At 68.2% G+C, this 24,954-nt stretch carries 24 protein-coding genes and 3 tRNA genes; 21 read left to right on the top strand and 6 right to left on the bottom strand.

Annotated features, from left to right (window positions below; all coding sequences use genetic code 11):
• The first annotated feature begins 20 nt into the window (after window positions 1-20).
• From ACETK8_RS11080 to msrB, 5 genes are all read left to right on the top strand, one after another.
• The gene (locus ACETK8_RS11080) at window positions 21-971 is read left to right on the top strand and encodes a class I SAM-dependent methyltransferase (RefSeq protein WP_374035991.1); all 951 of its coding nucleotides are present in this window, start codon (window positions 21-23) and stop codon (window positions 969-971) included.
• A gap of 186 nt (window positions 972-1,157) precedes the next feature.
• Complete coding sequence (gene rplM, locus ACETK8_RS11085; RefSeq protein WP_374039392.1) at window positions 1,158-1,631, top strand: 50S ribosomal protein L13; 474 nt, start codon at window positions 1,158-1,160, stop codon at window positions 1,629-1,631.
• A gap of 3 nt (window positions 1,632-1,634) precedes the next feature.
• A complete protein-coding gene (gene rpsI, locus ACETK8_RS11090; RefSeq protein WP_374035992.1) occupies window positions 1,635-2,123 on the top strand; it encodes a 30S ribosomal protein S9 in 489 nt (162 codons plus the stop codon).
• Window positions 2,124-2,197: 74 nt separating this feature from the next.
• Window positions 2,198-3,136: an N-acetyl-gamma-glutamyl-phosphate reductase gene (gene argC / locus ACETK8_RS11095; RefSeq protein ID WP_374035993.1), complete on the top strand. Its 939-nt coding sequence runs from the start codon at window positions 2,198-2,200 to the stop codon at window positions 3,134-3,136.
• 237 nt (window positions 3,137-3,373) lie between these two features.
• The gene (msrB, locus tag ACETK8_RS11100) at window positions 3,374-3,877 is read left to right on the top strand and encodes a peptide-methionine (R)-S-oxide reductase MsrB (RefSeq protein WP_374035994.1); all 504 of its coding nucleotides are present in this window, start codon (window positions 3,374-3,376) and stop codon (window positions 3,875-3,877) included.
• Here the strand turns inward: msrB and ACETK8_RS11105 are convergent.
• Both ACETK8_RS11105 and phaC read right to left on the bottom strand, forming a co-directional pair.
• Complete coding sequence (locus ACETK8_RS11105; RefSeq protein ID WP_374035995.1) at window positions 3,874-4,248, bottom strand: hypothetical protein; 375 nt, start codon at window positions 4,246-4,248, stop codon at window positions 3,874-3,876. The two genes, msrB and ACETK8_RS11105, sit on opposite strands and share 4 nt — an antisense overlap.
• Window positions 4,245-6,242 (bottom strand): class I poly(R)-hydroxyalkanoic acid synthase, encoded by a 1,998-nt coding sequence (phaC, locus tag ACETK8_RS11110; RefSeq protein WP_374035996.1) that lies wholly within the window; start codon window positions 6,240-6,242, stop codon window positions 4,245-4,247. Before phaC ends, ACETK8_RS11105 begins: the two co-directional genes overlap by 4 nt.
• Window positions 6,243-6,367: 125 nt before the next feature.
• Between phaC and ACETK8_RS11115 the strand changes: the two genes are divergently transcribed.
• From ACETK8_RS11115 to ACETK8_RS11160, 10 genes are all read left to right on the top strand, one after another.
• Complete coding sequence (locus tag ACETK8_RS11115; RefSeq protein WP_374035997.1) at window positions 6,368-6,784, top strand: hypothetical protein; 417 nt, start codon at window positions 6,368-6,370, stop codon at window positions 6,782-6,784.
• 67 nt (window positions 6,785-6,851) lie between these two features.
• Entirely contained in the window at window positions 6,852-7,808 is a 957-nt protein-coding gene (gene glpX, locus ACETK8_RS11120) for a class II fructose-bisphosphatase (RefSeq protein WP_374035998.1), read from the top strand.
• Window positions 7,808-9,625, top strand: coding sequence for a single-stranded-DNA-specific exonuclease RecJ (recJ, locus tag ACETK8_RS11125; protein ID WP_374035999.1), 1,818 nt, complete (start codon window positions 7,808-7,810; stop codon window positions 9,623-9,625). Before glpX ends, recJ begins: the two co-directional genes overlap by 1 nt.
• A 71-nt stretch (window positions 9,626-9,696) precedes the next feature.
• Window positions 9,697-9,771, top strand: a tRNA-Glu gene (locus ACETK8_RS11130).
• A 218-nt stretch (window positions 9,772-9,989) separates the two neighbouring features.
• Window positions 9,990-10,553 (top strand): cold-shock protein, encoded by a 564-nt coding sequence (locus ACETK8_RS11135; RefSeq protein WP_374036000.1) that lies wholly within the window; start codon window positions 9,990-9,992, stop codon window positions 10,551-10,553.
• A gap of 23 nt (window positions 10,554-10,576) precedes the next feature.
• Window positions 10,577-11,053: a DUF192 domain-containing protein gene (locus ACETK8_RS11140; protein ID WP_374036001.1), complete on the top strand. Its 477-nt coding sequence runs from the start codon at window positions 10,577-10,579 to the stop codon at window positions 11,051-11,053.
• A gap of 47 nt (window positions 11,054-11,100) precedes the next feature.
• Window positions 11,101-11,177 (top strand) — tRNA-Pro (locus tag ACETK8_RS11145).
• Window positions 11,178-11,348: 171 nt separating this feature from the next.
• Entirely contained in the window at window positions 11,349-11,654 is a 306-nt protein-coding gene (locus tag ACETK8_RS11150; protein WP_374036002.1) for an ETC complex I subunit, read from the top strand.
• A 159-nt stretch (window positions 11,655-11,813) separates the two neighbouring features.
• Window positions 11,814-11,890 (top strand) — tRNA-Arg (locus ACETK8_RS11155).
• Between the two features lie 20 nt (window positions 11,891-11,910).
• Window positions 11,911-12,171 carry a hypothetical protein gene (locus ACETK8_RS11160; RefSeq protein WP_374036003.1) on the top strand — a complete coding sequence of 87 codons (261 nt, stop codon included), beginning with the start codon at window positions 11,911-11,913 and terminating at the stop codon, window positions 12,169-12,171.
• On the opposite strand, the gene metC is transcribed toward ACETK8_RS11160, so the two are convergent.
• The gene (gene metC, locus ACETK8_RS11165; protein ID WP_374036004.1) at window positions 12,168-13,340 is read right to left on the bottom strand and encodes a cystathionine beta-lyase; all 1,173 of its coding nucleotides are present in this window, start codon (window positions 13,338-13,340) and stop codon (window positions 12,168-12,170) included. The genes ACETK8_RS11160 and metC overlap by 4 nt on opposite strands.
• Before the next feature lie 107 nt (window positions 13,341-13,447).
• Between metC and ACETK8_RS11170 the strand changes: the two genes are divergently transcribed.
• Both ACETK8_RS11170 and ACETK8_RS11175 read left to right on the top strand, forming a co-directional pair.
• Entirely contained in the window at window positions 13,448-14,560 is a 1,113-nt protein-coding gene (locus ACETK8_RS11170) for an amino acid ABC transporter substrate-binding protein (protein ID WP_374036005.1), read from the top strand.
• Window positions 14,561-14,610: 50 nt separating this feature from the next.
• Entirely contained in the window at window positions 14,611-15,945 is a 1,335-nt protein-coding gene (locus ACETK8_RS11175; RefSeq protein ID WP_374036006.1) for a dicarboxylate/amino acid:cation symporter, read from the top strand.
• A 2-nt stretch (window positions 15,946-15,947) separates the two neighbouring features.
• Here ACETK8_RS11175 and ACETK8_RS11180 read toward each other — a convergent pair whose 3' ends face one another.
• Together ACETK8_RS11180 and ACETK8_RS11185 are read right to left on the bottom strand one after the other, a co-directional pair.
• Complete coding sequence (locus ACETK8_RS11180; RefSeq protein ID WP_374036007.1) at window positions 15,948-16,775, bottom strand: sulfurtransferase; 828 nt, start codon at window positions 16,773-16,775, stop codon at window positions 15,948-15,950.
• 30 nt (window positions 16,776-16,805) lie between these two features.
• Window positions 16,806-18,266: a cryptochrome/photolyase family protein gene (locus tag ACETK8_RS11185; protein WP_374036008.1), complete on the bottom strand. Its 1,461-nt coding sequence runs from the start codon at window positions 18,264-18,266 to the stop codon at window positions 16,806-16,808.
• Between the two features lie 115 nt (window positions 18,267-18,381).
• Between ACETK8_RS11185 and kdsA the strand changes: the two genes are divergently transcribed.
• Genes kdsA through ACETK8_RS11205 form a run of 4 tightly spaced genes read left to right on the top strand, consistent with a single transcriptional unit; the run spans window position 18,382 to window position 22,840 of the window.
• Window positions 18,382-19,248 (top strand): 3-deoxy-8-phosphooctulonate synthase, encoded by an 867-nt coding sequence (kdsA, locus tag ACETK8_RS11190; RefSeq protein ID WP_374036009.1) that lies wholly within the window; start codon window positions 18,382-18,384, stop codon window positions 19,246-19,248.
• 18 nt (window positions 19,249-19,266) lie between these two features.
• Complete coding sequence (gene rfaE2 / locus ACETK8_RS11195; protein ID WP_374036010.1) at window positions 19,267-20,739, top strand: D-glycero-beta-D-manno-heptose 1-phosphate adenylyltransferase; 1,473 nt, start codon at window positions 19,267-19,269, stop codon at window positions 20,737-20,739.
• 8 nt (window positions 20,740-20,747) lie between these two features.
• Window positions 20,748-21,737 carry an ADP-glyceromanno-heptose 6-epimerase gene (gene rfaD, locus ACETK8_RS11200; protein WP_374039393.1) on the top strand — a complete coding sequence of 330 codons (990 nt, stop codon included), beginning with the start codon at window positions 20,748-20,750 and terminating at the stop codon, window positions 21,735-21,737.
• Window positions 21,734-22,840, top strand: a complete 1,107-nt coding sequence (locus tag ACETK8_RS11205) for a DUF3089 domain-containing protein (protein ID WP_374036011.1) — start codon at window positions 21,734-21,736, stop codon at window positions 22,838-22,840. The genes rfaD and ACETK8_RS11205 overlap by 4 nt, the downstream gene beginning before the upstream one ends.
• On the opposite strand, the gene recG is transcribed toward ACETK8_RS11205, so the two are convergent.
• Window positions 22,837-24,927 carry an ATP-dependent DNA helicase RecG gene (gene recG, locus ACETK8_RS11210; protein ID WP_374036012.1) on the bottom strand — a complete coding sequence of 697 codons (2,091 nt, stop codon included), beginning with the start codon at window positions 24,925-24,927 and terminating at the stop codon, window positions 22,837-22,839. The genes ACETK8_RS11205 and recG overlap by 4 nt on opposite strands.
• Window positions 24,928-24,954: the final 27 nt, after the last annotated feature.

Below are 24,954 nucleotides of genomic sequence, written 5' to 3' on the forward strand. Positions count from 1 at the left end.
GCGAGGGTCGGGGGAGCGTCATGATCAGCGCCGAAGAGGTCGTTCAGGGGTACAATCTGATCCTGGGGCGAAACCCGGAATCCGAAGCGGTGATCGAGGGCCATCGGTCGCACGCGGATCGCCTGACCCTGTGGCGCGTCCTGGCGAGCAGCGAGGAATTCGCGGCCGGATCGCCGGCGGAGGCGGCCGCCCAGGTCATTCAGGCCCGCACCCTGTTCGACGGTCCCTGGCCGATCCAGCACGAGGCGAACCCCGAGCAACTGGCGGCCATGACCGCGCGCATCGAACGCGCCTGGTCCCGGCTGGGCGAGGAGGACCCGTACTGGTCCGTCCTGACGGCCGACCGCTATCGCGGCGAGACGGTCGAGGCGGCGGTGCTGGAAGAGTTCTGGGCCAGCGGTCGCCGCCATGCCGGTCTGGTCGATGTGTTCGAGCGCCGCACCGGACGCGTGCCGACGCGGGGCGTCTGTCTGGAGATCGGCTGCGGGGTAGGTCGGGTCACCGGGCCCCTGGCGGAACGGTTCGACGAGGTGATCGCCCTGGATATCTCGCCCGGCAATCTGGCGATCTGCGAACGCCGCATGGCGGATCTGGGGCTGGACCACGTCGACTGTCGCCGGATCGCCGGCCTGGACGACTTCGACCGACTGCCGGAGGCGGACTTCGTCTTCTCCACCCATGTGCTGCAGCACAATCCCCCGCCGGTGCAGCGGAGCATCCTGCGATCCGTCCTGACGAAGATCCGCCCCGGCGGCGCGATCCTGTTCCAGGTCCCGACCGACGTGCCGGGCTACAGCTTCGACATCGACGCCTATCTGCACTCGCCAGAGATGGGGCTGGAGATGCACGCCCTGCCGCGCGCGGTCGTGCTGGCGGACATTCGCGAGGCGGGACTGGAGCTTCTGGACGTCACGCCCGACCCCTTCACGGGCGTCGCGGGCTCGATGACCTTCTATGCGGGGCGACCTTGAGCGGATTTTGATGCGGTATTTTAATACCGTTGCGGGAAAGTCTTTATAGATCAGCTCTGTAACGCGCATTGCGCGTTACGAACGGCATTGACGCCTGTGGATGCTTCCTCTACTAGCGCGCCTTCGCTCGGTCCGGCCCGCCGGATCGACCCCGTTTCGCCTCCTGTCTTAGGAAAACCTCACATGCTGAAGAGCACCACGGCTTCGCTGAAGCCGGCCGAGGTCGAGAAGAAGTGGATCCATATCGACGCTGAAGGCGTCGTCGTGGGCCGTCTCGCGACCTTCATCGCCATGCGCCTGCGCGGCAAGCACCTGCCGACCTACACCCCGCACGTCGACTCGGGCGACTACGTCATCGTCACGAACGTCGACAAGGTCGTGTTCACGGGCAAGAAGAACACCGACAAGATCTACTACCGCCACACCGGCCACCCGGGCGGCGTCAAGTCGACCACCCCGCAGAAGGTCTTGGGCGGCCGCTTCCCCGAGCGCGTGCTCGAGAAGGCCGTCGAGCGCATGCTGCCGAAGGAAAGCCCGCTGGCCCGCACGCAGATGACGCACCTGCGTCTGTTCGCCGGCGCCGCGCACACCCACGAAGCCCAGCAGCCCGAGACGATCGATTTCGCCGGCCGCTCGGCCAAGAACACCCGGAGCCTCTAAGCCATGACCGACGTCACGCAAGAAGCGACCGGCTTCGACGCCCTGAAGGGCCTGGGCGGTTCGACCGCCGAGGCCGCCCCGGAATACGTCCAGAAGCTGGACGCCCAGGGCCGCGCCTATTCGACCGGCAAGCGCAAGAACGCCATCGCCCGAGTGTGGGTGAAGCCGGGTTCGGGCAAGATCACCGTCAACGGCAAGGACCTGAAGGCGTATTTCGCCCGTGAGATCCTGCAGATGATGGTCGCCCAGCCTCTGGAAGTCACCGACCGCATGACCCAGTTCGACGTGGTCTGCACGGTCGAGGGTTCGGGCCTGTCGGGCCAGGCCGGCGCCATCCGCCACGGCCTGTCGCACGCCCTGACGCACTACGAGCCCGGCCTGCGCCCGGTCCTGAAGCCGCACGGCTTCCTGACCCGCGACAGCCGCGTCGTCGAGCGTAAGAAGTACGGCCGCGCCAAGGCCCGCCGTTCCTTCCAGTTCTCGAAGCGCTAAGCCGTTTCATTCGGTTTGGATTTGGGGCGCTTCGGGACACCGAGGCGCCCTTTTTCTTTGGTCGGGATAGAGCCATGACCCACACCATCTTCATTGACGGCGAGGCCGGGACCACGGGGCTGGAGATCCGCCAGCGGCTGGAGGGTCGTGCGGACCTGGCGTTCATCTCCCTGACCGGCGACAAGCGTAAGGATCTGGCCGCGCGGGCCGAGGCGCTGAACGCCGCCGACGCCGTCATCCTGTGCCTGCCCGACGAGGCGGCAAAGGAGGCGGTGGCCATGATCGAGAACACGACGACGCGGGTCATCGACGCCTCAACGGCGTTCCGCGTCGCGCCCGGCTGGACCTATGGCTTCCCGGAGATGGATGCGGTCCAGCGCGGCGAGATCGTGGGCTCGCGCCGCGTGTCCAATCCCGGCTGCTATCCGACCGGCTTCATCGGTCTGATGCGGCCTCTGGTGAAGGCGGGCATCGTGCCGCGCGACTGGCCCGTCACGGTCAACGCCGTCTCGGGCTATTCCGGCGGCGGCAAGTCGATGATCGCCGAGTTCGAGGACGGGGAAGGCGCACCGCCCTTCCGCGCCTATGGCCTGTCGCTGAAGCACAAGCATGTGCCGGAGATGACCAAACATTCGTGCCTGAAGCACGACGTGCTGTTCGCCCCGGCCGTCGGCGACTATCGCCAGGGGATGCTGGTCGAGGTTCCGTTGCAGCTCTCGGCCCTGCCGGAGACGCCGTCGATCGACCGTTTGCACGGTTGTCTGGTCGAGGCCTATGACGGCTGCCGCTTCGTCGAGGTCGCCGGTCTGGACGAGACCGAGGCCATGACCGGACTGGACCCGGAAGGGCTGAACGGCACCAACCGGATGCGTCTGCACGTCTTCGGCCACCGCGACGGGTCGCAGGCGCGGCTGGTCGCCCTGCTGGACAACCTTGGCAAGGGGGCGTCGGGCGCGGCGGTGCAGAACCTCAACCTGATGCTGGGCCTGGACGAGGCGACGGGGCTGAGCTGAGCCCACTCACTTTCGTCATCCTCCGGCGAGCGTAGCGAGACCGGGGGACCCAGCGGCGCGCGAGAGCGCGAACCTGCCGCGAAGTTTGCTGCTTCCGACATCTTGCCTGAACAGATCGTCTTCGGCGCCGCTGGGTCCCCCGGTCTGCGGCGCTGCGCGCCTTGCCGGAGGATGACGAAAGAAGAAGAGGGGGCGGGCGCTTGCAACTCCTCGCGGATACGCGCCGTATCTGAGGTCATGACCCAGTCCATGACCACCTCGCGCCGGGCCCTGCTGCTCGGCGGCGTCGCCACCGCCCTGGCCGCCTGCACCTCGGGCGAGGCGGATGCGTCGGAGGCGCAGTACGCCAACTCGCCGTTCCGTCGGGTGACCGATGCCCAGTGGCGTCAGCGTCTGCCGGGGATCAGCTATCAGGTGATGCGTCAGGAAGGCACCGAACGGCCCTTCACCAGCCCGCTGAACGACGAGCACCGGGCCGGGACCTTCGTCTGTCGCGGGTGCGCCCTGCCGCTGTTCCGGTCGCGGACCAAATTCGATTCAGGCACAGGCTGGCCCAGCTTCTATGCGCCCATCGACGGATCGCTGGGGACCAAGACCGACTACGCCATCGGCATTCCGAGGACCGAGTACCACTGCGCCCGCTGCCTGGGGCATCAGGGTCATGTCTTCGACGACGGCCCGCGCCCGACCGGCAAACGCTATTGCAACAACGGCGTCGCCCTGACCTTCCAGCCGGCTTAAGCGCGCCGGGCCTTCAGCGCCGACTCGACCGTCACCCCGGCCATGACCGAGGCGATGATGATGAGCAGGCCATAGTCGTGGCCGCTCCAGATCAGGGGGATGGCGGCGAACAGCATCACCACGATCGGAAACCCGCCGGCGAAGAGGGCCGTGGCGGGGTTCTCCAGACTGATCATCGGCGGGCTGACCCGGCCCATCCGCACCGCCATCATCCCGTTGCCGATGACGAAGGCGACGACGCAGATCAGGGCGATGATCGGATACTTCACGGCCCCGCCGGGCGCGCCGAACAGGGCGGCGGTCGAGATCAATAGAGCCAGTGCGATGACCGTGGAGGCCGCCAGCACCAGATTAGGTTCGAGACGCTTCAAGACTTCACTTTCACATAGCTTCCGGGCGCCGCTTCGAGCGGGGCGAGCGGTCCCTTAGCCGGATCGCGCGCCGGGACCCAGTCCCCGGACTTGTCGGCAAGCCAGGTCGCCCAGTGGTTCCACCAGCTTCCGGGATGCTCGACAGACCCCGCCTGCCATTCGGCCAGCGAGCCGGGCAGGGCGGCGTTGGTCCAGTACTGGTATTTGTTGGCGCTGGGCGGATTGATGACCCCCGCGATATGGCCGGAGCCCGCCAGCGTCAGGGTCACCGCCGCATTGGTGAAGGCCTTGGCCGAGCGATAGACCGAGTTCATCGGCGCGATGTGATCCTCGCGGCTGGCCTGGAAATAAAGCGGGATCTTCACCTTGGTCAGGTCGACCTTGACCCCACCGATCTCGAACTCGCCACGGGTTAGCTTGTTCTGGCCGTACATCGAGCGGAGGTAGTCCATGTGGAGCTTCTTGGGCATCCGCGTCTGGTCGGCGTTCCAGAACAGGAGGTCGAAGGCCGCCGGCGACTTGCCCAGCAGGTAGTTGGACACGAAGAACGACCAGATCAGATCGTTGGCGCGAAGGGCGTTGAAAGTCTCCGCCATGGCCGCGCCGGGCAGGACGCCGCCGGCCGCGTCCATCTGCTGCTCGATCTCGTTCAACCAATGCTCGTCGGTAAAGAGAAGCAGGTCGCCGGCCTCGGCGAAATCGTGCTGGGCTGCGAAGAAGGTGGTGGAGCCGACTCTGGTGTCCTTCTTCTCGGCCATGTGCGCCAACGCCGCGCCCATCAGGGTGCCGCCGATGCAGTAGCCGACGGTGTTCAGGGTCTTGGAGCCCGTCTGTTCCAGCGTCTTCTCGACGGCGCGATAGATGCCTTTCTCCAGGTATTCGTCGAAGCCGAAACCCGCCTTGTCCTTGTCCGGATTGACCCAGGAACAGACGAAGACGGTGAAGCCCTGGGCCGACAGCCAGCGGATCAGCGAGTTCTCCGGCTGCAGGTCCATGATGTAGAATTTGTTGATCCACGGCGGGAAGATCAGCAGCGGAATGGCGTGCTGTTTCTCGGTCGCGGGATCGAATTGGATCAGCTCGAACAGCTCGTCGCGCCAGACGACCTGGCCGGGGGCGGTGGCGACGTTCTCGCCGACGACGAACTTGCCGTAGTCGGCCTGGCTGATCTTCAGCTTGCCCATGCCGCGTTCCAGATCGGCGGCGAAATTCTGCATCCCCTTCACCAGCGATTCGCCGTTGGTCTCGGCCATGGCCTTCAGGGCGGCGGGGTTCGACGCGAGGAAGTTCGACGGCGAGAAGGCGTCGGTCAGCAGCTTGGTGAAGAACTCGGCGCGGCGTTTGGTGCGCGGGTCGACGTCTTCAACTGACGACACCAGGCCGTTCATCCAGTCCGAGGTGACCAGATAGGACTGTCGCATGATGTCGAACATCGGGTTCTCGGACCAGGCCGGGTCCTTGAACCGCTTGTCCCTGGAGGGGGCAGGGGCCTCTTCCCCCGCCGCGCGGCGCGTCGAGGAGGCCCACAGGTCCATGTAGCGGTTGAACAGATCGGCCTGGGCGGCGAACAGCTTGTCCGGACGATTGGCCAGGCTGGTCATGACCGAGTTCATCGCCGGGCCGACGTTGAACGGGTCGGGCGACAGGGCGGCGGGGCGGTCGGCCTGCGACAGGGCCGCCTCGGCGATCGCCGACTGGGCCGTCATCGCCGCCTTGGCCAGGTTCAGCGACAGGGTCTCCAGCATCTCGCGCTGATCGCCGCCGGGGAAGGTGAAGGGATTGTCGCCGGGCGGCGGGGTCTGGTCGGGTTTCGGCGCCTCGATCTTCGGCTCGGCCTTAGCTTCCGGCGGCGGCGCGGCTTTCGCGACCTCGGATTCGACCGGCGGAGCCTTCGCCTTGGGGGTGCGGGGTTTGGCCGAGGTCGGGCGGCCCGACTTACGCGGGGCCTTGGCGGCGGCGAGCGGCTCCGGCGGGGTCCGGGGTGTCTTGGCCATCTGGGTCCTCCGCGCCTTCCGTTGTCACGTCGGGCGCGTGCTCCGCCCTTCCGCCTGTCACGATCTTGGCTTAGACCGAGCTCGAAATGAACGCGCGTCTGGCGAAAAAGATAACCGGCGGCCTGATGGCCGTATCGACTGTCGCGGCCCTGGGCGGCTGCGCGGGCGCCTTCAGCCCCAAGACCGACGTCGCCTCGCCCGTCGCGCCGCGCGTCCAGGCCCTGGTCGACGCCAACCGCGCCTATCCGAAGTGGGAAGACTTCCCGCGCTCGTCCGAGCCCCTGCCGGAGCCGACCGAGGTCGCCGCCCGCGTCGGCGCCCTGCAAGGCGCGGGGACCGATCTGGCCGCCGAGGCCGCCCGCATCGACTGGCAGCTGGGCGACCCGACCGCCTTCGCCGCCGAGGTCAACAGCCGGGTCGACGCCCAAGCCATCGCCCCGGTCACCGCCGAGACCCAGGCCGAGGTCGAGGAATTCGCCCGCCGCACCCGCGAACGCGGAACCGCCCCGCCGCCGGTGGATCGCGGCCCCGCGCCCCGCTGAACGTCATTCTCTATCGCCCGGTCGACAGAATCCGGGGATCATCACCGCCCTCTCAGGAGCTTTCCGCATGGCTGACACGGCCCCCTTCGCCTCGACCCTCGCCGCAGACGCCGCAATGGTCACCGAACTGGCCGCCATCGCCTCCTGGGCCCAGATCGGCCGCGGCGACGAGAAACACGCCGACCAGCTGGCGGTGGACGCCATGCGGACGGCCCTGAACACCCTGCACATCGACGGCAAGATCGTCATCGGCGAGGGCGAGCGCGACGAGGCGCCCATGCTCTACATCGGCGAGAAGGTCGGCACCGGCAAAGGCCCGGCCATCGACATCGCGCTCGATCCGCTGGAAGGCACCACCCTGACGGCCAAGGCCATGGCCAACGCCCTGACGGTTCTGTCGATGTCGGCCGGCGGCGGCATGCTGCACGCGCCCGACACCTATATGGACAAGATCGCCATCGGGCCGGGCTATGCGCCGGGCACCGTCGATCTGGACATGAGCCCGCAAGAGAACGTGCGTTCGCTGGCCGCCGCCAAGGGCGTGGATCCGCGCGACATCACCGTCTGCTGCATGGACCGTCCGCGCCACGAGGCCCTGATCGCCGCCCTGCGCGAAGTCGGCGCCCGCGTGATGCTGATCACCGACGGCGATGTGGCCGGCGTGATCCACACGGCCGAGCCGGAAACGGGCATCGACCTGTATCTGGGTTCGGGCGGGGCGCCGGAAGGCGTTCTAGCGGCCTCGGCGCTGAAATGCGTCGGCGGTCATTTCCAGGGGCGTCTGCTGTTCCGCAACGACGACGAGCGCGCCCGCGCCCAGCGTACCGGCGTGACCGATTTCGACCGGAAGTACGACCTGCATGAGTTGGTCTCGAAGGACGCCGTCTTCGCCGCCACCGGCGTGACCAAGGGCGCCATGCTGGACGGGGTCCAGATGGGCAACGGCTTCGTCACCACCCATACGCTGGTGATGGATTCCTCGACCCGCACCGTGCGCCGCATCCGCACGACCCGCCCGATCTGATGGCGGACGGAGCCCCAGCCGCCGGTCTCGCGCCGGGGTTCCTCGACGTCTCGCGCTCGCTGTCGGGTCGAGCCTGGCGACAGCGCCCGGCCGAGGCCTCGACCATCCGCGCCCATATGCAGACGCTGGGCCTGTCCGAGCCTCTGGCGCGCGCCCTGGCCTCGCGGGGCGTGGGGCCGAACCAGGGCGCGGACTTCCTCGAGCCGACGTTGAAGCGGCTCTTTCCCAATCCGTCGTCCTTCATGGACATGGACGCGGCGGCCGAGGCCATTGTCGGTTCGATCCAGGCGGGGGAGACCATTCATGTCTTCGCCGACTATGACGTTGATGGAGCCTCCAGCGCGGCGCTTCTGGTGCGCTGGTTCCGCGCGCTGGGCGCCGACCTGCCCATCTATGTCCCCGACCGTCTGACCGAGGGCTATGGGCCGAGCCCGCTGGCCTTCGACCGGCTGAAGGCGTCGGGCGCCGATCTGGTCATCACGGTGGATTGCGGCGCGGCGGCCAACGAGGCCATCGCCCATGCCTGCGAGATCGGGCTGAAGGTCGTGGTCATCGACCACCACATGATGCGCGAGGAGCCGCCGGCCTGTCTGGCGGTCGTCAACCCGAACCGGCCGGGCGACACGTCGGGTCAGGGCAATCTGGCGGCGGCGGGGGTGGTCTTCGTCCTTCTGGCCGCCCTGAATCGGGAGGCCCGCAAACGCGGCCTGTTCGAGACGACGCCCGAGCCCGACATCCGCCAGTGGCTGGATCTGGCGGCGCTGGGCGCCATCTGCGACGTCACGGGCCTGACCGGGTTCAACCGCGCCCTGACGGGGCTGGGGCTGAAGGTCATGTCCGGCTGGGCCAATCCGGGGCTGAAGGCCCTGCTGGCCGTGGCAGGCTCGGAGCCCGGTCCGGCCAAGTCGAATCACGCTGGCTTCATCCTGGGGCCGCGCATCAACGCCGGAGGCCGAATCGGCCGGGCCGATCTGGGCGCGCGCCTGCTCTCGACCGACGACCCGTTGGAGGCTCAGGCCCTCGCGGAAGAACTGGACGGCCTCAACGTCGCCCGTCGCGAGGTCGAGCGCGAGGTCACCGAGACCGCCATCCGCCGCGTGGAGGCGACCGGCCAGCACGCCGACGGTTCGGCCGTTGTCGTCGTCGCGGGCGAGGACTGGCACCCCGGCGTGGTCGGCATCGTGGCCGGGCGGCTGCGCGAGCGCTGGAGAAAGCCGGTCATCGTCATCGGCGTGGACGCGGTCGGCAATGTCGGCAAGGGCTCCGGACGGTCCCAACCTGGCATGAACCTGGGTCGGGCGGTGCAGGCGGCGTGGCGCGAGGGCCTGCTGCTGGCCGGGGGAGGGCACGCCATGGCGGCGGGCTTGACCGTGCGCCCGGACGGAATCGACGCTCTTCGCACCTTCCTCAACGTCGCCATGGCCGACGAACAGGTCGAGGCGGAGGCCATGGACTGGGTCGAGGTGGACGCCCTGATCGACCCCGGCGCGGCGTCGCGCGCCCTGTTCGAGGATTTCGAGCGGCTGGCCCCCTATGGTCCGGCCAACCCCGAGCCCCTGTTCGCCCTCAGCGGCGTTCAGGCCCGCGAGCCTGTCGCCATGAACGGCGGCCACGTGCGCTGTCGTCTGGGGGGGCCGGACGGCGCCTCGGTGAAGGCCATCGCCTGGCGCTGCGCCGACCTGCCGACGGGCCGTGCGCTGCTGAACGGGCAGGGTGGATTGAGCGTCGTGGGTCGTCTGAAGGCGGACGACTGGAACGGCCGCAAGGGCGTGCAATTCGAGATCGAGGACGTCGCCGACCCGCGTATGGCGAGTTAGTTCGTTTTCCGGTCGTTTTGGCGCTTGCACCCCGGAAAGGCGTTGGCTATATCGCCGCTTCCCCGCGCAGCGGTCCCTTCGTCTATCGGTTAGGACGTCAGGTTTTCAACCTGAAAAGAGGGGTTCGACTCCCCTAGGGACTGCCACGCGGGGCATTCCACCACATCGCTGAACCTGCCCCATCGTCGCCCTGCGAGGCGCAGGATCGTGCCTTCGGGCCGTGTCTTCGATGCGACGCTTTGCGCGATCCTTTCGCCATCGGCACCCAATCTGGTTGAAACCGGCGTTTTTCGATTTTCCCGCGTTCACAGAACCGTGTTAAACATGAACGGCTCGCAGCAGGAGTGCGAGCGGGGGGCTTAAAGTGTCTGACTACGAGGGGGTCGACGCGCCGGACATCGTCCGGATCGCCGGTCGAGTGAAATGGTTCGATGCGGGCAAGGGCTACGGCTTCATCGTGCCCGATGACCCCGGCCAGACCGAGGGCAAGGACGTTCTGTTGCACATCAGCGGTCTGCGCGACGGCGGCTGGGATACGGCCGGCGAGGGCGCGCCCATCGAATGCGACTGCACCCGCCGCCCCAAGGGCTGGCAGGTCGTCCAGATCCACGACCTGGGTCCGGGCGAAGTCGAGCTTCCGATGCGTCGCTCGGGCTATGACGGCCTGAAGGCTGATTCGCGCTCGATCCGCGAGCCGATCGACAGCGAGCCGTCCGGTGCGCTCGAGACCGCCACGGTCAAATGGTTCAATCGCACCAAGGGCTACGGATTCGTGGTGCGCGCGACCGATCCCGGCGATATCTTCGTCCACATCGAGACCCTGCGTCGCTGCGGACTGGACGATCTGATCCCCGGCGAGACGGTCGCGGTGCGATTCGCCGAAGGCCCCAAGGGGCTGGTGGTCGCGGAAATCAGACCGGGCGACTGATCGGTCGCCCCGAAAGGGCGATCATGCTGTCGAGGCGTCTTCTTCTCATCGGAACCCTGGCGCTGGGTCTGGCGATTTCGGCCTGCGCCAAATCGGACGCGCCCGTCGATCAGGCCGGCAATCCGCTGGAAGAGCTGAAGATCGTCACGGCGTCGGGCGAACACGCGTTCTGGGTCGAGATCGCAGATGACGACGCCGAGCGCGAGCGCGGCCTGATGTTCCGGCCGCCGCTGGAAGACGATCGCGGCATGCTGTTCGAGTTCCCGGATTCGGCCGAGCGGTCCTTCTGGATGCGGAACACGCCCAGTTCGCTGGACATCCTCTACATCGACCCGACGGGCTCCATCGTCTCCATCGCCCATCACACGACCCCCTATTCGGAAGCCCAGATCCCGTCGAACGGCGCGGCCAGCGGCGTCCTGGAGCTGCGCGCGGGCCGGGCCGAGGAGATCGGCGCAAAGGCCGGAGACAAGATCGTCCATCCCTTCTTCCGCCCCTGAGCATTCTTGCGTTGCACCACGGGCCGGTTGCTGGCAGACCGCTCCGCCGGAGTGTAGCGCAGCCTGGTAGCGCATCTGGTTTGGGACCAGAGGGTCGGAGGTTCGAATCCTCTCACTCCGACCATCGATCTTTTTTAGTGTGGCTACCGCTCGACGCGCGGCGTCTCGCTGCTTGAGCCACGGCTTAGTGTGGCTATCGCTCAGCGCGCGGCGCTTCGCTGCTTGAGCCACGGCTTGGCGTGGCTCGCGGCGCGCGATAGAACCGCCCCGTTATTTCCGCCTACGAGAGTCCGCCATGCTGGCCCGCATCTATCGCCCCGCAAAGACCGCCATGCAGTCGGGCAAGGCCAAGTCGAAGGACTGGCGTCTGGACTTCGAGCCGGCTTCGGCGCGCACCATCGATCCGCTGATGGGCTGGATCAGCTCCTCGGACATGAATGGCCAGGTCCGCCTGACCTTCGAGACTAAGGAAGAGGCGATCAGCTACGCCGAACGTCACGGCATCCCGTTCCGCCTGCAAGAGCCGCAGGAACCGCCGATGATCCTAAAGGCCTACGCCGACAATTTCGCCACCAGCCGCAAACAGCCCTGGACGCATTGATTCTCTGAAGTGCGGCTACCGCTAGCGACGCGGTCGCTCGCTGCTTGAGCCGCATTTTTGCAGGGCGGCTATCGCTCAGCGCGCGGCGCTTCGCTACTTGAGCCGCATCATTGTTGGCTATCGCTCGCGACGCGGTCGCTTGCTACTTGAGCCATTCAGGCGCCCTTAGCTCAGCTGGATAGAGCACCCGCCTTCTAAGCGGACGGTCGCAGGTTCGAATCCTGCAGGGCGCGCCATCTCGTTGTCAGGAAGCACCATGTCCGAAGTTCGCAACCAGACCCTCACGGGCCGCCAGCTGATCGACGGCGTGACCTTCATCGACTGCGAGTTCAAGAACGCCCAGCTGGTGTTCAAGGGCGTCGAACCGCCCAGCTTCGCCAACTGCAAATTCACCCAGAGCCGTTTCACCTTCGAGGACAATGCGGCGACGACGGTGAACCTGTTGCGCGGCATGCTTCAGCCCCAGACCGGCATGCGCGGCTTCGTCACCGGCATGATGCCCGAGATCGGCGCCTAAGCGAGCGCGGCCCGCCAGGCGGCCAGACCGGTCTCCAGATCGGCGATAAGCTCCGTCGGATCCTCCAGTCCGACGTGAAGGCGCAGCAGCGGCCCTTCCAGCTCCGGCGGGTTCACGCGGAACGCCATCTGGGGCGTCTCGTAGGTGATCAGGCTCTCGAACCCGCCCCACGAATAGCCGAGGCCGAACAGGCGGAGCGCGTCGAGAAAGGCGTGTGCCGCCTTCCCATCGCCGCCCTGCATCACCACGCCGAACAGCGACGCCGCGCCGGTGAAGTCCCGCTTCCACAGGGCATGGCCCGGATCGCCGGGCAGGGCGGGGTGCAGGACCCTCGACACCTCGGGCCGGGCGGCCATCCAGTCGGCGACCTGCCGCATCGACCAGGCCTGTTCGGCATAGCGGATCGGCAGGGTCCGAAGCCCTCTGAGCGCAAGCCAGGCGTCGTCGGGAGAGACGCACAGGCCGATGTCCTCATGCGCCTCAGCGATGGCCTTCACCACGGCCGGGTCCGAAGCGCAGACCGCGCCCAACATCAGGTCCGAATGGCCGCCGACATATTTGGTCAGGGCCTGGAGGCTGACATCGACGCCATGGGCCAGAGGCTTGAACGCCAGCCCGGCCGCCCAGGTGTTGTCCATGACGGTCAGGACGCCCCGCGCCCGCGCGGCGGCGGCTAGGGCGGGGACGTCGATCATCTCCATGGTCAGCGAGCCCGGCGCCTCGATCAGCACGACCCGCGTCCGTTCAGAGATCAGGGCGGCGACCTCCTCGGCGGTCGCGTCCGGCGCATGGAATCGCGCCGTCACGCCGCGCGCCGCCAGATATCGGGTCAGGAACCGTCGCGACGGCCCATAGACGGCGTCCGTCGTCAGGACCTCCTCGCCTGGCCTGGTCAGGGCCAGAAGGGGCAGGGTGACAGCGGCGAGGCCGGACGGCGCGAGCCAGCAGTGCTCGGCGCCTTCCAGGTCGGCGATCGCCTGTCGCAGCGCGGTCTGCGACGCCGTTCCGTCGATGCCGTAGAGCGGCCCCAGGCTTCCATCCCGCATGTCGTCGACCGCGTCGGACAGCATGGTTGAGGCGCGTTCGATGGGCGGATTGACCGGACGCCGCCCTTCGCCTCTCCGGGTCGCCGCCGCGATCAGGCGGGTACGGTCGGAAAGCGGATCCATGGCGGCCTCTACGGGTTGCGAACGACGCCCCAAAGGCCTCTAAAGCAGCGGGGGCGCAAGGGGTCGCGGCGGACGAGTCGCGGCAGGCAGCGAACGCGGGACCGACCATGGGCGAACGAACCTCGGGTTTCTGGATGCGGCTGGCGGGTCTGGCGGGCCTGATGCTCGTGGCCGCTTGCGGGGACCGCGAGCGCGAGGCCGAGACGCCCGTCACCGAGACGACCGTCCGTGCCGCCCAGACCGAGGCAGCCCCGGTGGCAAGCCCGACCTTGGCGGCGGTCAAGCGACGCGGCCGGCTGCAGTGCGGCGTCAATCAGGGACTGGTCGGCTTCGCCTACAACGACAATCGCGGCCAGTGGCGCGGCTTCGACGTGGACTTCTGTCGCGGTCTGGCGGCGGCCATCTTCGGCGATCCGAACGCCGTCCGCTTCGTGCCCCTGAGCGCCGAGAATCGGTTCCAGGCTCTGACCGACGAGCGGATAGACGTCCTGTGGCGCAACACCTCCTGGACCATGGAGCGGGATACGGGCGGCCACCTCGCCTTCGCCGGCATCAACTACTACGACGGTCAGGGCTTCCTGGTGCGGCGTTCGCTGAACCTGAACAGCGCGACCGAACTCAACGGCGCCCGCGTCTGCGTCCAGGCCGGATCGACCAGCGCCCTGAACGCCGAGGACTATTTCAGCAGTCGGGGCATCGAGCACCGCGCCGTCGTCCTGCCGACCGAAGAGGCCGCGCGACAGGCCTATGGCCGCGAGGATTGCGACGCCTTCAGCGCCGACGTCTCCGCCCTGGCCGCTGCCCGAACCACCCTGGCGGACCCGCAGCAGCATGTGATTCTGCCGGATGTGATCTCCAAGGAGCCTCTGGGCCCCGTCACCCGGCGCGGCGACGAACAGTGGACCGCCATCGTCCGCTGGACCCAGAACGCCCTGATCCTGGCCGAGGAACTGGGGGTGACCCAGGCCAATGTCGAGGACCGTGCGAAGAACGCGCGCGAGCCCCAGGTGCGCCGCCTGCTGGGCGCGGAGGGGGATTTCGGTCCGCGTCTGGGCCTGTCAAAGACCTGGGCGGCGGACGCCGTCGAGGGCGTCGGCAACTACGGCGAAATCTTCGAGCGGAACCTGGGTTCGCAATCGCCTCTCGACCTGGCCCGCGGGATGAATGCACAATGGAACGCTCGACCGGGCGGTCTGATCTACGGCCTGCCGGTCCGATAAAGCTTTACCGCGCACGTCCGACAGGGCGTTCGCCGCCTTTCGGGGGACGAATGGATACGACGAAGAAGGGCGGTATTCCGCTCCACTGGCTGATGCTCATCGGCTTCGTGATCGGGTTGGGCGCAGGCCTGTACGTCAACCAGTACATCGGCCCGGAAACGCCTTGGGTCCTGTGGCTGACGTCGAACGTCACCGGACCGGCCGGCCAGATTTTCCTGCGCCTGCTGTTCATGCTGGTGATCCCGCTGCTGTTCTCCGCCCTCGTCGTCGGCGTGGCCGAGATGGGCGACCTTCAGTCCCTGGGGCGCGCGGGCATCAAGACCCTGCTCCTGACCATCGTCGTCTCCTCGATCGCGGTCGTGATCGGCCTGGCCATGGTGAACTATTTCCGTCCGGGCGACGGCGTCGATCCGGCGCTGGCGCAGCAACTGCTGGCCCAGGGCGCCGACGGCGCGAGGGGCATCGTCGAGAACGCCCCGACCAGTATCAAGCTGGGCGACTTCTTCCTGGATCTGATCCCGTCGAACGTCTTCACGGCCGCGGCGGACAACCAGATCCTGCCGGTCATGATCTTCGCCCTGTTCTTCGGCATCGGCCTGGTCATGGCCAAGAGCCCGAACACGGACCGGCTTCAGAACGTCATCGAGGGCCTGCTCGAAGTCACGATGAAGCTGATCAACATGGTCATCAAACTGGCCCCGATCGCCATCGCCTGTCTGATGTTCAACCTGGCGGCCCTGTTCGGCTGGGACCTGATGATGCGTCTGGCGGCCTTCGTCGGCGTGGCCGTGGGCGCCATGGCGATCCACATGTTCGTGGTCTACCCGCTGGTCGTCTGGATCGGCGGCAAGATGAACCCGATCACCTTCTTCAAGGGCGTGCGCGAGCCGATGGTGGTCGCCTTCTCGACCGCCTCGTCCAACGCCTCCCTGCCGGTGTCGCTGAAGGCGGCCGAGCAGGAGCTGAAGCTGCCCCGCAAGATCGCCCGCTTCGTCCTGACCGTCGGCGCGACCGCCAACCAGAACGGCACGGCCCTGTTCGAGGGCGTCACCGTCCTGTTCCTGGCCCAGTTCTTCCAGATCGAACTGACCGTGACCCAGCAGGTCGTCGTCATGCTGGTCTGCATCCTGGGTGGTGTCGGCACGGCGGGCGTTCCGGCCGGATCCCTGCCGGTCATCGCCATGATCCTGGTCATGGTGGGCGTGCCCGCCGAAGGCATCGGTCTGGTGCTGGGCGTCGATCGCTTCCTGGACATGTGCCGGACGGTGCTGAACGTCACGGGCGACCTGGTCCTGGCCACCGTCGTGTCGCGCGGCGAGAAGGACGAGCCGGTTCCGCCCGCTTCCTCGCCCGAACCCGAGCCGGCGGTCGCGACCGTCGCCTGACGTCAGGGGCCGGTGACGACCTCGGTGTCGTCCCGGCCGCCCCATTCGGCCCAGGACCCATCGTAGAGCACGCCCTCGCGACCCAGCAGGGCCAAGGCCAGCAGCGGCACCGCCGCCGTCACGCCCGAGCCGCAGCTGGTGATGGGCCTGTCATCCGGTCCCAGCCCGCGCGCGGCGAAGGCGGCCTCCACCGCCTCCGGCTCGCGCATCAGCCCGTCCGGCGTAAGCAGTTCGCCATAGGGCAGATTGACGGCTCCCGGCATGTGTCCGGCCCTCAGGCCCGGCCGGGGCTCCGGCGCCGATCCGGCGAACCGGGCGGCGGCGCGGGCGTCGAGCACCGGCGCTCCGCTTTCCAGAGCCGCGCGTACCCGTTCCACGTCGGCGATGATCTCCGGCCGGGGATCGGTCTTGAACTCAGCCGGGGCAGGGGCGGCCGGGCCGGTCTCCAGCGCCCCGCCCATCCGGATCCACGCCGGCAAGCCGCCGTCCAGAACCTGCACCCGGTCGCAGCCCATGGCCCGGAACATCCACCAGGCCCGCGCGGCCGTCATCAGCCCGTGGGTGTCATAGACGACGATCCGGTCTGTCTCCGACACGCCAAGTCGACCAACCTGTTCGCCAAATTGATCCGCCGTCGGCATCATGTGGGGCAGGGGATCGGACCGGTCCGAAATCTCCTCCAGATCGAAGAAGACCGCCCCCGGGATATGGCCCTGCTCGAAGATCGGCCGTGCGGGCGTACCGTCCAGATGCCAGCTGGCGTCGAGGATGCGCAGGTCGCCATCGGTCAGGGCGGCGAGGTCGGCGGCGGAGGTCAGGGGCGGGATCATGCGCTCACCCTATCACCGTGATCGCGCCTGTCAGTCCTCGTCCGACCGCCCGCGCCCGGACACCTCTTTCAGCGCCGCCAGCGCCCGGTCGCGCGCCATGGCATGATCGACGATCGGCTTGGGATAGGTGTCCCCCAACGTGACGCCCGCCTCCCGCAGGACTTCGGCCGGAGCGGTCCAGGGCGCGTGGATCCATTTGGCCGGCGTCTTCGCCAGCTCCGGAACCCACTTCCGGACGTAGTCGCCGTCCTTGTCGAACCGCTCGCCCTGGCTGACCGGGTTGAAGATGCGGAAATAGGGGGAGGCGTCCGCCCCCGACCCCGCGACCCACTGCCAATTCTGCGCGTTCGAGGCCAGGTCGGCGTCCACCAGAGTGTCCCAGAACCAGGCCTCGCCCTTACGCCAGTCGATCAAGAGGTCCTTGATCAGGAAGGAGGCCACGATCATCCGCACCCGATTGTGCATCCATCCGGTGACCCACAGCTGCCGCATCCCCGCATCGACGATGGGATAGCCGGTCAGACCCTTGGTCCAGGCGTCGAACCCCTTGCGGTCCGTCAGCCAAGGGAAGTCATCGTACTCCGGTCGGAAAGCCCGCTCCGGCAGGGCCGGGAAATGATGCAGCAGATGGGCCGAGAACTCGCGCCAGCCGATCTCGGCGATGAATTTCTCCGCCTCGGCCGCCGGGACCTTGCCCGCTTCGCCGGCCGCCACGACCGCCGACCAGACCCGCGAGGGACTGATCTCGCCCCAGTGCAGGTGCGGCGAGAGGCGGCTGGCGCCCGGTTCGGCCGGATGGTCGCGGCCTTTGGAGTAGGTCTTCAGCCCCCGCCCGATGAAGGTCTGCAAGGCCTCGACCGCCCCGGCCTCGCCCGGCGTCCAGTCGAACCCGCCCGACCAGTCCGGCCGCGACGGATGCAGGCCCCAGTCGTCGATGCGGTCGCTGTCCAGCCTCGGCGCGCCCGACAGATCGCGCGGCCCGGTCGTGTGCGCGGGCGGCTCGGCCTGCGCCCTCAGCGTCTTCATGAAGGGGGTGAAGACCTTGTACGGCCCGCCCGACCCGTTCAGCACCCCGCCGGGTCGGCACAGCAGCGACCCGTTGAAGCCCCGGCATTCGACCCCCTCGGCCTTCAGCCCGTGGGCGATGTCCGAATCGCGGGTCGAGGCGTCCGGCTCGAACAGCCGGTTCATGAAGACGCTCTCGGCGCCCGTCTCCTCGATCAGGCGACGCAGCTCGGCCTCCGAATCGCCCCGGCGCAGGATCAGCCGACCGCCACGCTCGCCGATCGACGCCGACAACGCCCTCAGCGACTTGTCCAACCACCACAGGCTCGCGCCTCCAGCCGGACGCACCGCCGAACCCTCGTCGTGGATATAGACCGGCACGATGGCCCGCCCGGTCGCATGGGCCTGATTGAGCGCCGGATTGTCGGCCAGCCGCAGGTCGTGGCGGAACCACAGAATGACGGGAGCCTCGCCCTTTGTGGTCACGCCTCGGATCTCCGTGGTAGGTTGAAATTTCAGCCGCGCGGGGCCACTTCACCGCCCTAGAGCGGGGCTACAACGCGCCGCACCCCAGAACGTCTCCATTGAGAAGGTCGAACCCTTGAGCGCTCCGAACGCCGTCATCACCCTTTCCGGAAACGGCATCAAGACGCCGGTCGTCATCGGCGGCGGCGCCCGCATCGCCTTCATCGCCGGCCCCTGCCAGCTGGAAAGCCGCCAGCACGCCCTGGAGACGGCCCAAGCCCTCAAGGAGATCGGCGAGCGTCTGAACGTCGGCATCATCTACAAGACCAGCTTCGACAAGGCGAACCGCACCTCGGCCGGCGCCGCGCGCGGCTTCGGTCTGGAAGGCTCCCTGCCGATCTTCGCCGAGATCCGCGAGACCCTGGGCCTGCCGGTCCTGACCGACGTCCACACCGAGGAACACTGCCGCATCGCCGGCGAGGTCGTGGACGTGCTCCAGATCCCCGCCTTCCTGAGCCGTCAGACCGACCTGCTCCTGGCCGCCGCCGCCACCGGCAAGGCGATCAACATCAAGAAGGGTCAGTTCCTGGCCCCCTGGGACATGAAGAACGTCATCGCCAAGGTGACGGGCGCGGGCAATCCGAACGTCATGGCCTGCGAGCGCGGCGCCAGCTTCGGCTACAACACCCTGGTCAGCGACATGCGCGCCCTGCCGGTGCTGCGCGAGATCGGCTGCCCGGTCGTGTTCGACGCGACCCATTCGGTCCAGCAGCCGGGCGGGCAGGGCACCTCCTCGGGCGGCCAGCGCGAGTTCGTACCGGTCCTGGCCCGCGCGGCCGTGGCCGTGGGCGTCGACGCCGTCTTCATGGAAACCCACCAGGATCCCGACCACGCGCCTTCGGACGGCCCCAACATGGTGCCCCTGAACCAGTTCGAGGCCTTGGCCGCCGAACTCCTGGCCTATGACGACCTGTCGAAGGCGCGGATGGCGAAGGCCGCCTGAATCCTTTAGGCCAAGCCCATGGTTGATCGCACCCTGGACCTCGGCGCCCTGCAAAGCCTGCTCGATCGCGCGCGCGACCAGACGGTCACCTGCGTCGGCGACCTGATGCTGGACCGTTATGTCTATGGCGAGGTCAGCCGCATCTCGCCCGAGGCGCCGATTCCGGTGCTGAGGTCTCGCAAGACCGTCTCCATGCCCGGCGGTGTCGGCAATGTGGCCCGCAACGTCGCGGCTCTCGGCGGCCTGGCGCGTCTCGGTGGGGCGACGGGCGTCGATGCGGCCGGCGACGAACTGGCCCGGCTGGTCGCGGCCGAGGATCGGGTCGAGGACTTTCTGGCCCGCAGCGAGACCGTCGGCACCATCGTCAAGACCCGCTACGTCTCCGGCGGCCAACAGCTGATGCGCCTCGACGAGGAAGAGATCGCCGTCGGCGCCTTCGAACGTGACGACGTGTTTTCAGGGGCTTCGGCCATTCTCCTGTCGGACTACGCCAAAGGCGTGGTCACCGAACGCCTGATCCGATCGGCCCTCTATCAGGCACAGCAGACCGGCGCCGTCGTCATCGTCGATCCCAAGGGGCGCGACTTCGCCCGCTATGGCGCGGTCGATCTCATCAAGCCCAACGCCTCCGAGTTGGCCGGCGCCACCGGGATGCCGGTCGAGACGGACGCCGAGATCGAGGCGGCGCTGGAGGCCCTGCTGGCCGCCACGACCGCCAAGGCCATCGTCGTCACCCGCGCCGGCAAGGGCATGAGCCTGATGCGGCGGGGCGAAACGGCGCAGCATTTCCCCGGCCGGGCGCGCGAGGTGTTCGACGTCTCCGGCGCCGGCGATACGGGTCTGGCGGCGCTCGGTCTGGCGCTCGGTGCCGGCGCCTCGCTGGAACAGGCGGTGCAGCTGGCCATCCTCGCGTCGGGCGTCGTCGTCGGTAAGAGCGGCACGGCCGTGGTCAGCCCGGCCGAACTGATCGAAGCCGAGATGAGCCAGCACGCAGGCGCGGCCCTTGCCAAGGTCACGGCCCTGGAAGACCTCGCCGCCGAGGTCGAAACCTGGCGCCGGCAGGGGCTGAAGGTCGGCTTCACCAACGGCTGTTTCGACATCCTGCACCGCGGCCACGTCGCCTATCTGGCCCAGGCCCGCAGTTGGTGCGACCGGCTGGTGGTGGCGCTCAACACCGACGCGTCGGTGAGGAAGCTCAAGGGCGATGGCCGCCCGGTGAACGACCTCGACAGCCGCGCCGTGGTCATAGGCGGCCTGGCCAGCGTGGACCGCGTCACCTCCTTCGACGATCCGACGCCTCTGGCCCTGATCGAACGCCTTCGCCCCGACGTCCTGATCAAGGGCGCGGACTACACGCGTGAGGGCGTGGTCGGCGGCGATCTGGTCGAGAGCTGGGGCGGGGAGGTCAGACTGGCCGAGTTCGCCGACGGCTATTCCACCACCCGCACCATCGCCAAGATGGTCGACAGCACGCTCGGGGAGGCCGGCTGATGCGCCGCATGATCGTGGTCACCGGCGGCGCCGGCTTCATCGGCTCCAACATCGTCTCGCGCCTCACCGCCGAGGATCGCTGGGACGTCGTCATCTGCGACCGGCTGGAGGATGCCAACCTCGGCAAGTGGCGCAACATCGCCAAATCGCCCATTACCGACTTCTGGCATCCGGAAGAACTGTTCGCCCAGCTCGACCGCCATGCCGAACGGGTCAGCGCCATCGTCCACATGGGCGCCATCTCCTCGACGACGGAACAGGACGCCGACCTGATCCTGCGCACCAACTTCAGCCTGTCGCGCGACATCTGGGACTGGTGCGCCTTGAACGGCGCGCGGATGATCTATGCGTCCTCCGCCGCCACCTATGGCGACGGCGAGGCCGGGTTCGAGGACACGGACGATCTTGCCTCGATCTCGAAGCTTCAGCCGCTAAATGCCTATGGCTATTCGAAGAAACTGTTCGATCAGTACGCGGTGCGCGAGGCCTCCCGCGACCACGCTCCGCGCCAGTGGGCCGGTCTGAAATTCTTCAACGTCTATGGCCCGAACGAGGGTCACAAGGGCGGCATGAAGTCGGTCATCGCCCAGATCTGGCCCAAGGTCGCGGCCGGCGAGACCGTCAGCCTGTTCCGTTCGCACCACCCCGACTATGCGGACGGCGGCCAGTTGCGGGACTTCGTCTTCGTGGACGACGTGGTCGACATCATCGACTGGCTGCTTTGCACGTCTGAGGTCAGCGGGATCTTCAACGCCGGATCGGGTCAGGCGCGGTCCTTCCTCGACCTCGCCAACGCCACCTTCGCCGCCGCCGGCAAGGACCCGGCTGTCGCCTACATCGACATGCCCGAGGTCATCCGCGACCGGTATCAGTATTTCACCGAGGCGAAGATGGACCGCGTCCGGGCGCTCGGCTTCAACGGTCAGTCGACGCCGCTGGAAGAGGGCGTGCGCCGCTACGTCCAGTCCTTCCTGTCCCAGCCGGATCCCTATCGGTGAGACTGCCGCGCCTGACCTTCTGGCAAGGTATCGGCTGGCTCGGCTTCGCCTTTGTCTTCCTGATCGTGGCGGCCGTGGCCGTCTGGCGCGGCGACATCCTGAAGGCCGGGCTGGACCCCCAGATCCCGTTCCAGACCTACGACCCGCCCACGCCGCCGAACTACGCGTCTGCCGACGCCTGGGCCATGAAGGATGTGCGCGGGCCGGGCGCCGGTCCCGCCTCCGTCTTCTTCCTGCACTCGACCACCTTCGACGGCGGCAAGGACTGGAACGGGCCGATCGGAGACGCGGACGCCGACGCCTATCTGGAGCGGGTGGTCATCCCCAACTACGCCGGGCCCTTCGCTCGAGCCGGGGCCATCAGCCTGCCGCGCTACCGTCAGGCCTCCCTTTACACCCGGTTGACCCTGCGGGACGACGCCCGCGACGCCCGGGCCTTCGCCTATGGCGACTCCCTGAGCGCCTTCAACGCGTGGCTGGCGGAACACCCGACCGGGCCCCTTGTCCTGGCCGGGGTGGAGCAGGGCGGGGAACTGATGGATCGGCTGGTGCGCGAGCGCGTCGCGACAGACCCGGCCCTCCGCGCCCGCGTCGTGGCCGTCTATCTGATCGACGTGATCGCGGCGGCCGAGAACCTGGCCCCGACCGTGCCCGGCTGCGCCACGGCGACCAGCATCGGCTGCGTCGTCGGCTGGTCCCAGGTCGGCGATCAGAACGAGGGCGCCGCGCACCGCCGCCTGCGTCGCGCCCTGGTCTGGGACAACACCGGACGTCTGGTCGAGCTGGAGGGCCGCACCCCGCTCTGCGTCAATCCGGTCAGCGGAGCGACTGGAGCCGTTGCCGTGCCCGCCCGCCTGCACCACGGCGCCGCCAACGCCACGGGGCTCGAATGGGGCGTCCGCCCCGCCTTCATCGACCGCGCCTTGGCCACCCAGTGCCGTCAGGGCATCCTGCGTCACACCGAGCTGACGACGGAATCCTTCAAGGAGGTCGGCGACTGGGCGGATCGCCGAAAGGCCCGCCAGTACAATCTGTTCTACGCCGACATCGAAGCGGACGTTGGGCGTCGTCTGAACGTCTGGATGGCGTCGAACGCCGGCTAATCCAGCCCGCCCCGGTCGGTCTTCCAGTCGAACAGGGCTTCCAGCACCCTGATCGCCTCGCCGCGCGGCGAGGTCAGATCGGGATCGCGCCCCAGCATGATCCGCGCATCGTCCGCCGCCGCCAGCAGCAGGGACCGATGCCGGATCGGATCGGCGAACCGATAGGCCGGAAAGCCGCTCTGCTTCAGCCCCAGAGGATCGCCGCCGCCGCGAAGACGGAAATCCTCCTCAGCGATCTCGAACCCGTCCTCGCTGCGCCTGAGGGTCTCCAGCCGCTCCCGGGCCGTCTCGCCCAAGCCTCCGTCCTGACCGCCGTACAGCAGGATGCAGGCGCTCGACTTGGCCCCGCGCCCGACGCGTCCGCGCAGCTGGTGCAGCTGGGCCAGGCCGAAGCGGTCGGCGTGTTCGATGACCATAATGGTGGCGTTCGGCACATCGACCCCGACCTCGACCACGGTCGTCGCCACCAGCACCGAGATCCGGCCGTCGGCGAAATCGGCCATCACGGCCTCGCGCTCGGCGCCCGGCATCTGGCCGTGAGCCAGACCGACTTCCACGCCCAGCAGACGGCGCAGATCCCGCGCCCGCTCCTCGGCCGCCGCAAGATCGATGGCCTCCGACTCGGCCACCAGCGGACAGATCCAGTAGGCCTGGGCCCCGCTCTCGACCGCCGCCTTCAGCCTTTGGGCGACCTCGCCGATGCGGGCGAGCGGCAGGACGGCGGTGGAGATCGGCGTCCGCCCCGGCGGCTTCTCCATCAGCCGACTGACCTCCAGTTCGCCGTATTGGGTCAGCTCCAGCGTCCTTGGGATCGGCGTCGCCGACATGGTCAGCAGGTGGACGCCGCCGACGCGCGGATCGCCCTTGGCCTGCAGCCGCGCGCGTTCATTGACGCCGAACCGATGCTGTTCGTCGATGACGGCCAGAGCCAGCTTGTCGAACTGCACCGCGTCCTGGAACAGGGCATGGGTGCCGATGGCCACCTTGGCCTGACCCGACGCCAACGCGGCCAGCCGGTCGCGCCGCTCGGCCGGGGTGTCGCGCCCGGTCAGCAGGATGGTCGGCGCCCCCGCCGCCTCCAGCATGGGGGCCAACCGCTGATAGTGCTGCCGCGCCAGGATTTCCGTCGGCGCCATCAACGCGGACTGGAAGCCCGCGCTCGCCGCATCGGCCAGAGCCAGGGCCGCGACCGCCGTCTTGCCCGAACCCACGTCGCCTTGCAGCAGCCGCCCCATCTGTTCGCCCGACGCCAGATCGCGGCGGATCTCGGCGAGCGCCTGCGCCTGCGCCCCGGTCAGGGTGAAGGGCAGGGCGGTCAGCAGGGCCTCTGACACATCGCCCGGCGCGATGATCGGCGCCGGCGTGATCTGCCGCGCCCGCTTCCGCCGGGCCAGGGCCAGCTGGTGCGCGAACAGTTCGTCATAGGCCAGACGCTGGCGCGGCGCGGCGTCCGGCGACAGGTCCGCCTCGCCCTGCGGCGCATGCAGAGCCTCGATAGCTTCATGCCAGCCCGGCCACTTCTGACGCGCCATCCAGGCCGCGTCCTGCCACTCGTCCAGCTCCGGCGCGACCGCCAACGCGCCTAGCGCCAGCTTCCGCACCACGCGCGACGTCAGGCCCGCCGTCGCCGGATAGACGGGTTCCACGGCCGGGATCTCCTCGCCCTTGTCCAGGGCCACGATCCAGTCGGGATGCACGATCTGCACCTCGCCGTTGAACCGTTCGACCTTGCCGGAGACCAGCCGCCGCTCGCCGCGCGGGAGTTGCCGGTCGATGTGCTGCGGGCTCCCACCGAACCAGATCAGGTGGACGAAGCCGGTCTCGTCACTGGCCCGCACCTTCAACGGCACGCCCGGTCGCCCCGGCGCGATCATCCGGTCGACGATGACGTCGAATATGCCGATCTCGCCCTCGACCGCGTCCGCCGCATTCGCCCGGCGTCGCGTGATCACCCCGCTGGGCGCCAGGAACAGGACGTCGCGCACAAGCGGCCCGGCCAGCTTCCGGATCAGGGGTTCGACCTTGGCCCCCACGCCCTTCAGGCTGGTGACCTCCGCGAACAGGGGAAAGAGAATCTGGGGCCGCATCGCTGATGACATTAGACGGTGCGGCGA

The organism is Brevundimonas staleyi, from assembly GCF_041893865.1.
Classification (GTDB): domain Bacteria; phylum Pseudomonadota; class Alphaproteobacteria; order Caulobacterales; family Caulobacteraceae; genus Brevundimonas; species Brevundimonas staleyi.

Bases quoted from the DNA above. Each gene is read 5' to 3' on its own strand.
- argC (WP_374035993.1), top strand. From the start codon at position 2,198: ATGACCCACACCATCTTCATTGACGGCGAGGCCGGGACCACGGGGCTG.
- ACETK8_RS11150 (WP_374036002.1), top strand. From the start codon at position 11,349: ATGCTGGCCCGCATCTATCGCCCCGCAAAGACCGCCATGCAGTCGGGC.
- ACETK8_RS11175 (WP_374036006.1), top strand. From the start codon at position 14,611: ATGGATACGACGAAGAAGGGCGGTATTCCGCTCCACTGGCTGATGCTC.
- ACETK8_RS11160 (WP_374036003.1), top strand. From the start codon at position 11,911: ATGTCCGAAGTTCGCAACCAGACCCTCACGGGCCGCCAGCTGATCGAC.
- metC (WP_374036004.1), bottom strand. From the start codon at position 13,340: ATGGATCCGCTTTCCGACCGTACCCGCCTGATCGCGGCGGCGACCCGG.
- glpX (WP_374035998.1), top strand. From the start codon at position 6,852: ATGGCTGACACGGCCCCCTTCGCCTCGACCCTCGCCGCAGACGCCGCA.
- ACETK8_RS11115 (WP_374035997.1), top strand. From the start codon at position 6,368: ATGGCCGTATCGACTGTCGCGGCCCTGGGCGGCTGCGCGGGCGCCTTC.
- rfaE2 (WP_374036010.1), top strand. From the start codon at position 19,267: ATGGTTGATCGCACCCTGGACCTCGGCGCCCTGCAAAGCCTGCTCGAT.
- phaC (WP_374035996.1), bottom strand. From the start codon at position 6,242: ATGGCCAAGACACCCCGGACCCCGCCGGAGCCGCTCGCCGCCGCCAAG.
- msrB (WP_374035994.1), top strand. From the start codon at position 3,374: ATGACCCAGTCCATGACCACCTCGCGCCGGGCCCTGCTGCTCGGCGGC.
- ACETK8_RS11170 (WP_374036005.1), top strand. From the start codon at position 13,448: ATGGGCGAACGAACCTCGGGTTTCTGGATGCGGCTGGCGGGTCTGGCG.
- rfaD (WP_374039393.1), top strand. From the start codon at position 20,748: ATGATCGTGGTCACCGGCGGCGCCGGCTTCATCGGCTCCAACATCGTC.
- ACETK8_RS11140 (WP_374036001.1), top strand. From the start codon at position 10,577: ATGCTGTCGAGGCGTCTTCTTCTCATCGGAACCCTGGCGCTGGGTCTG.
- recJ (WP_374035999.1), top strand. From the start codon at position 7,808: ATGGCGGACGGAGCCCCAGCCGCCGGTCTCGCGCCGGGGTTCCTCGAC.
- rpsI (WP_374035992.1), top strand. From the start codon at position 1,635: ATGACCGACGTCACGCAAGAAGCGACCGGCTTCGACGCCCTGAAGGGC.
- recG (WP_374036012.1), bottom strand. From the start codon at position 24,927: ATGCGGCCCCAGATTCTCTTTCCCCTGTTCGCGGAGGTCACCAGCCTG.
- ACETK8_RS11080 (WP_374035991.1), top strand. From the start codon at position 21: ATGATCAGCGCCGAAGAGGTCGTTCAGGGGTACAATCTGATCCTGGGG.
- ACETK8_RS11180 (WP_374036007.1), bottom strand. From the start codon at position 16,775: ATGATCCCGCCCCTGACCTCCGCCGCCGACCTCGCCGCCCTGACCGAT.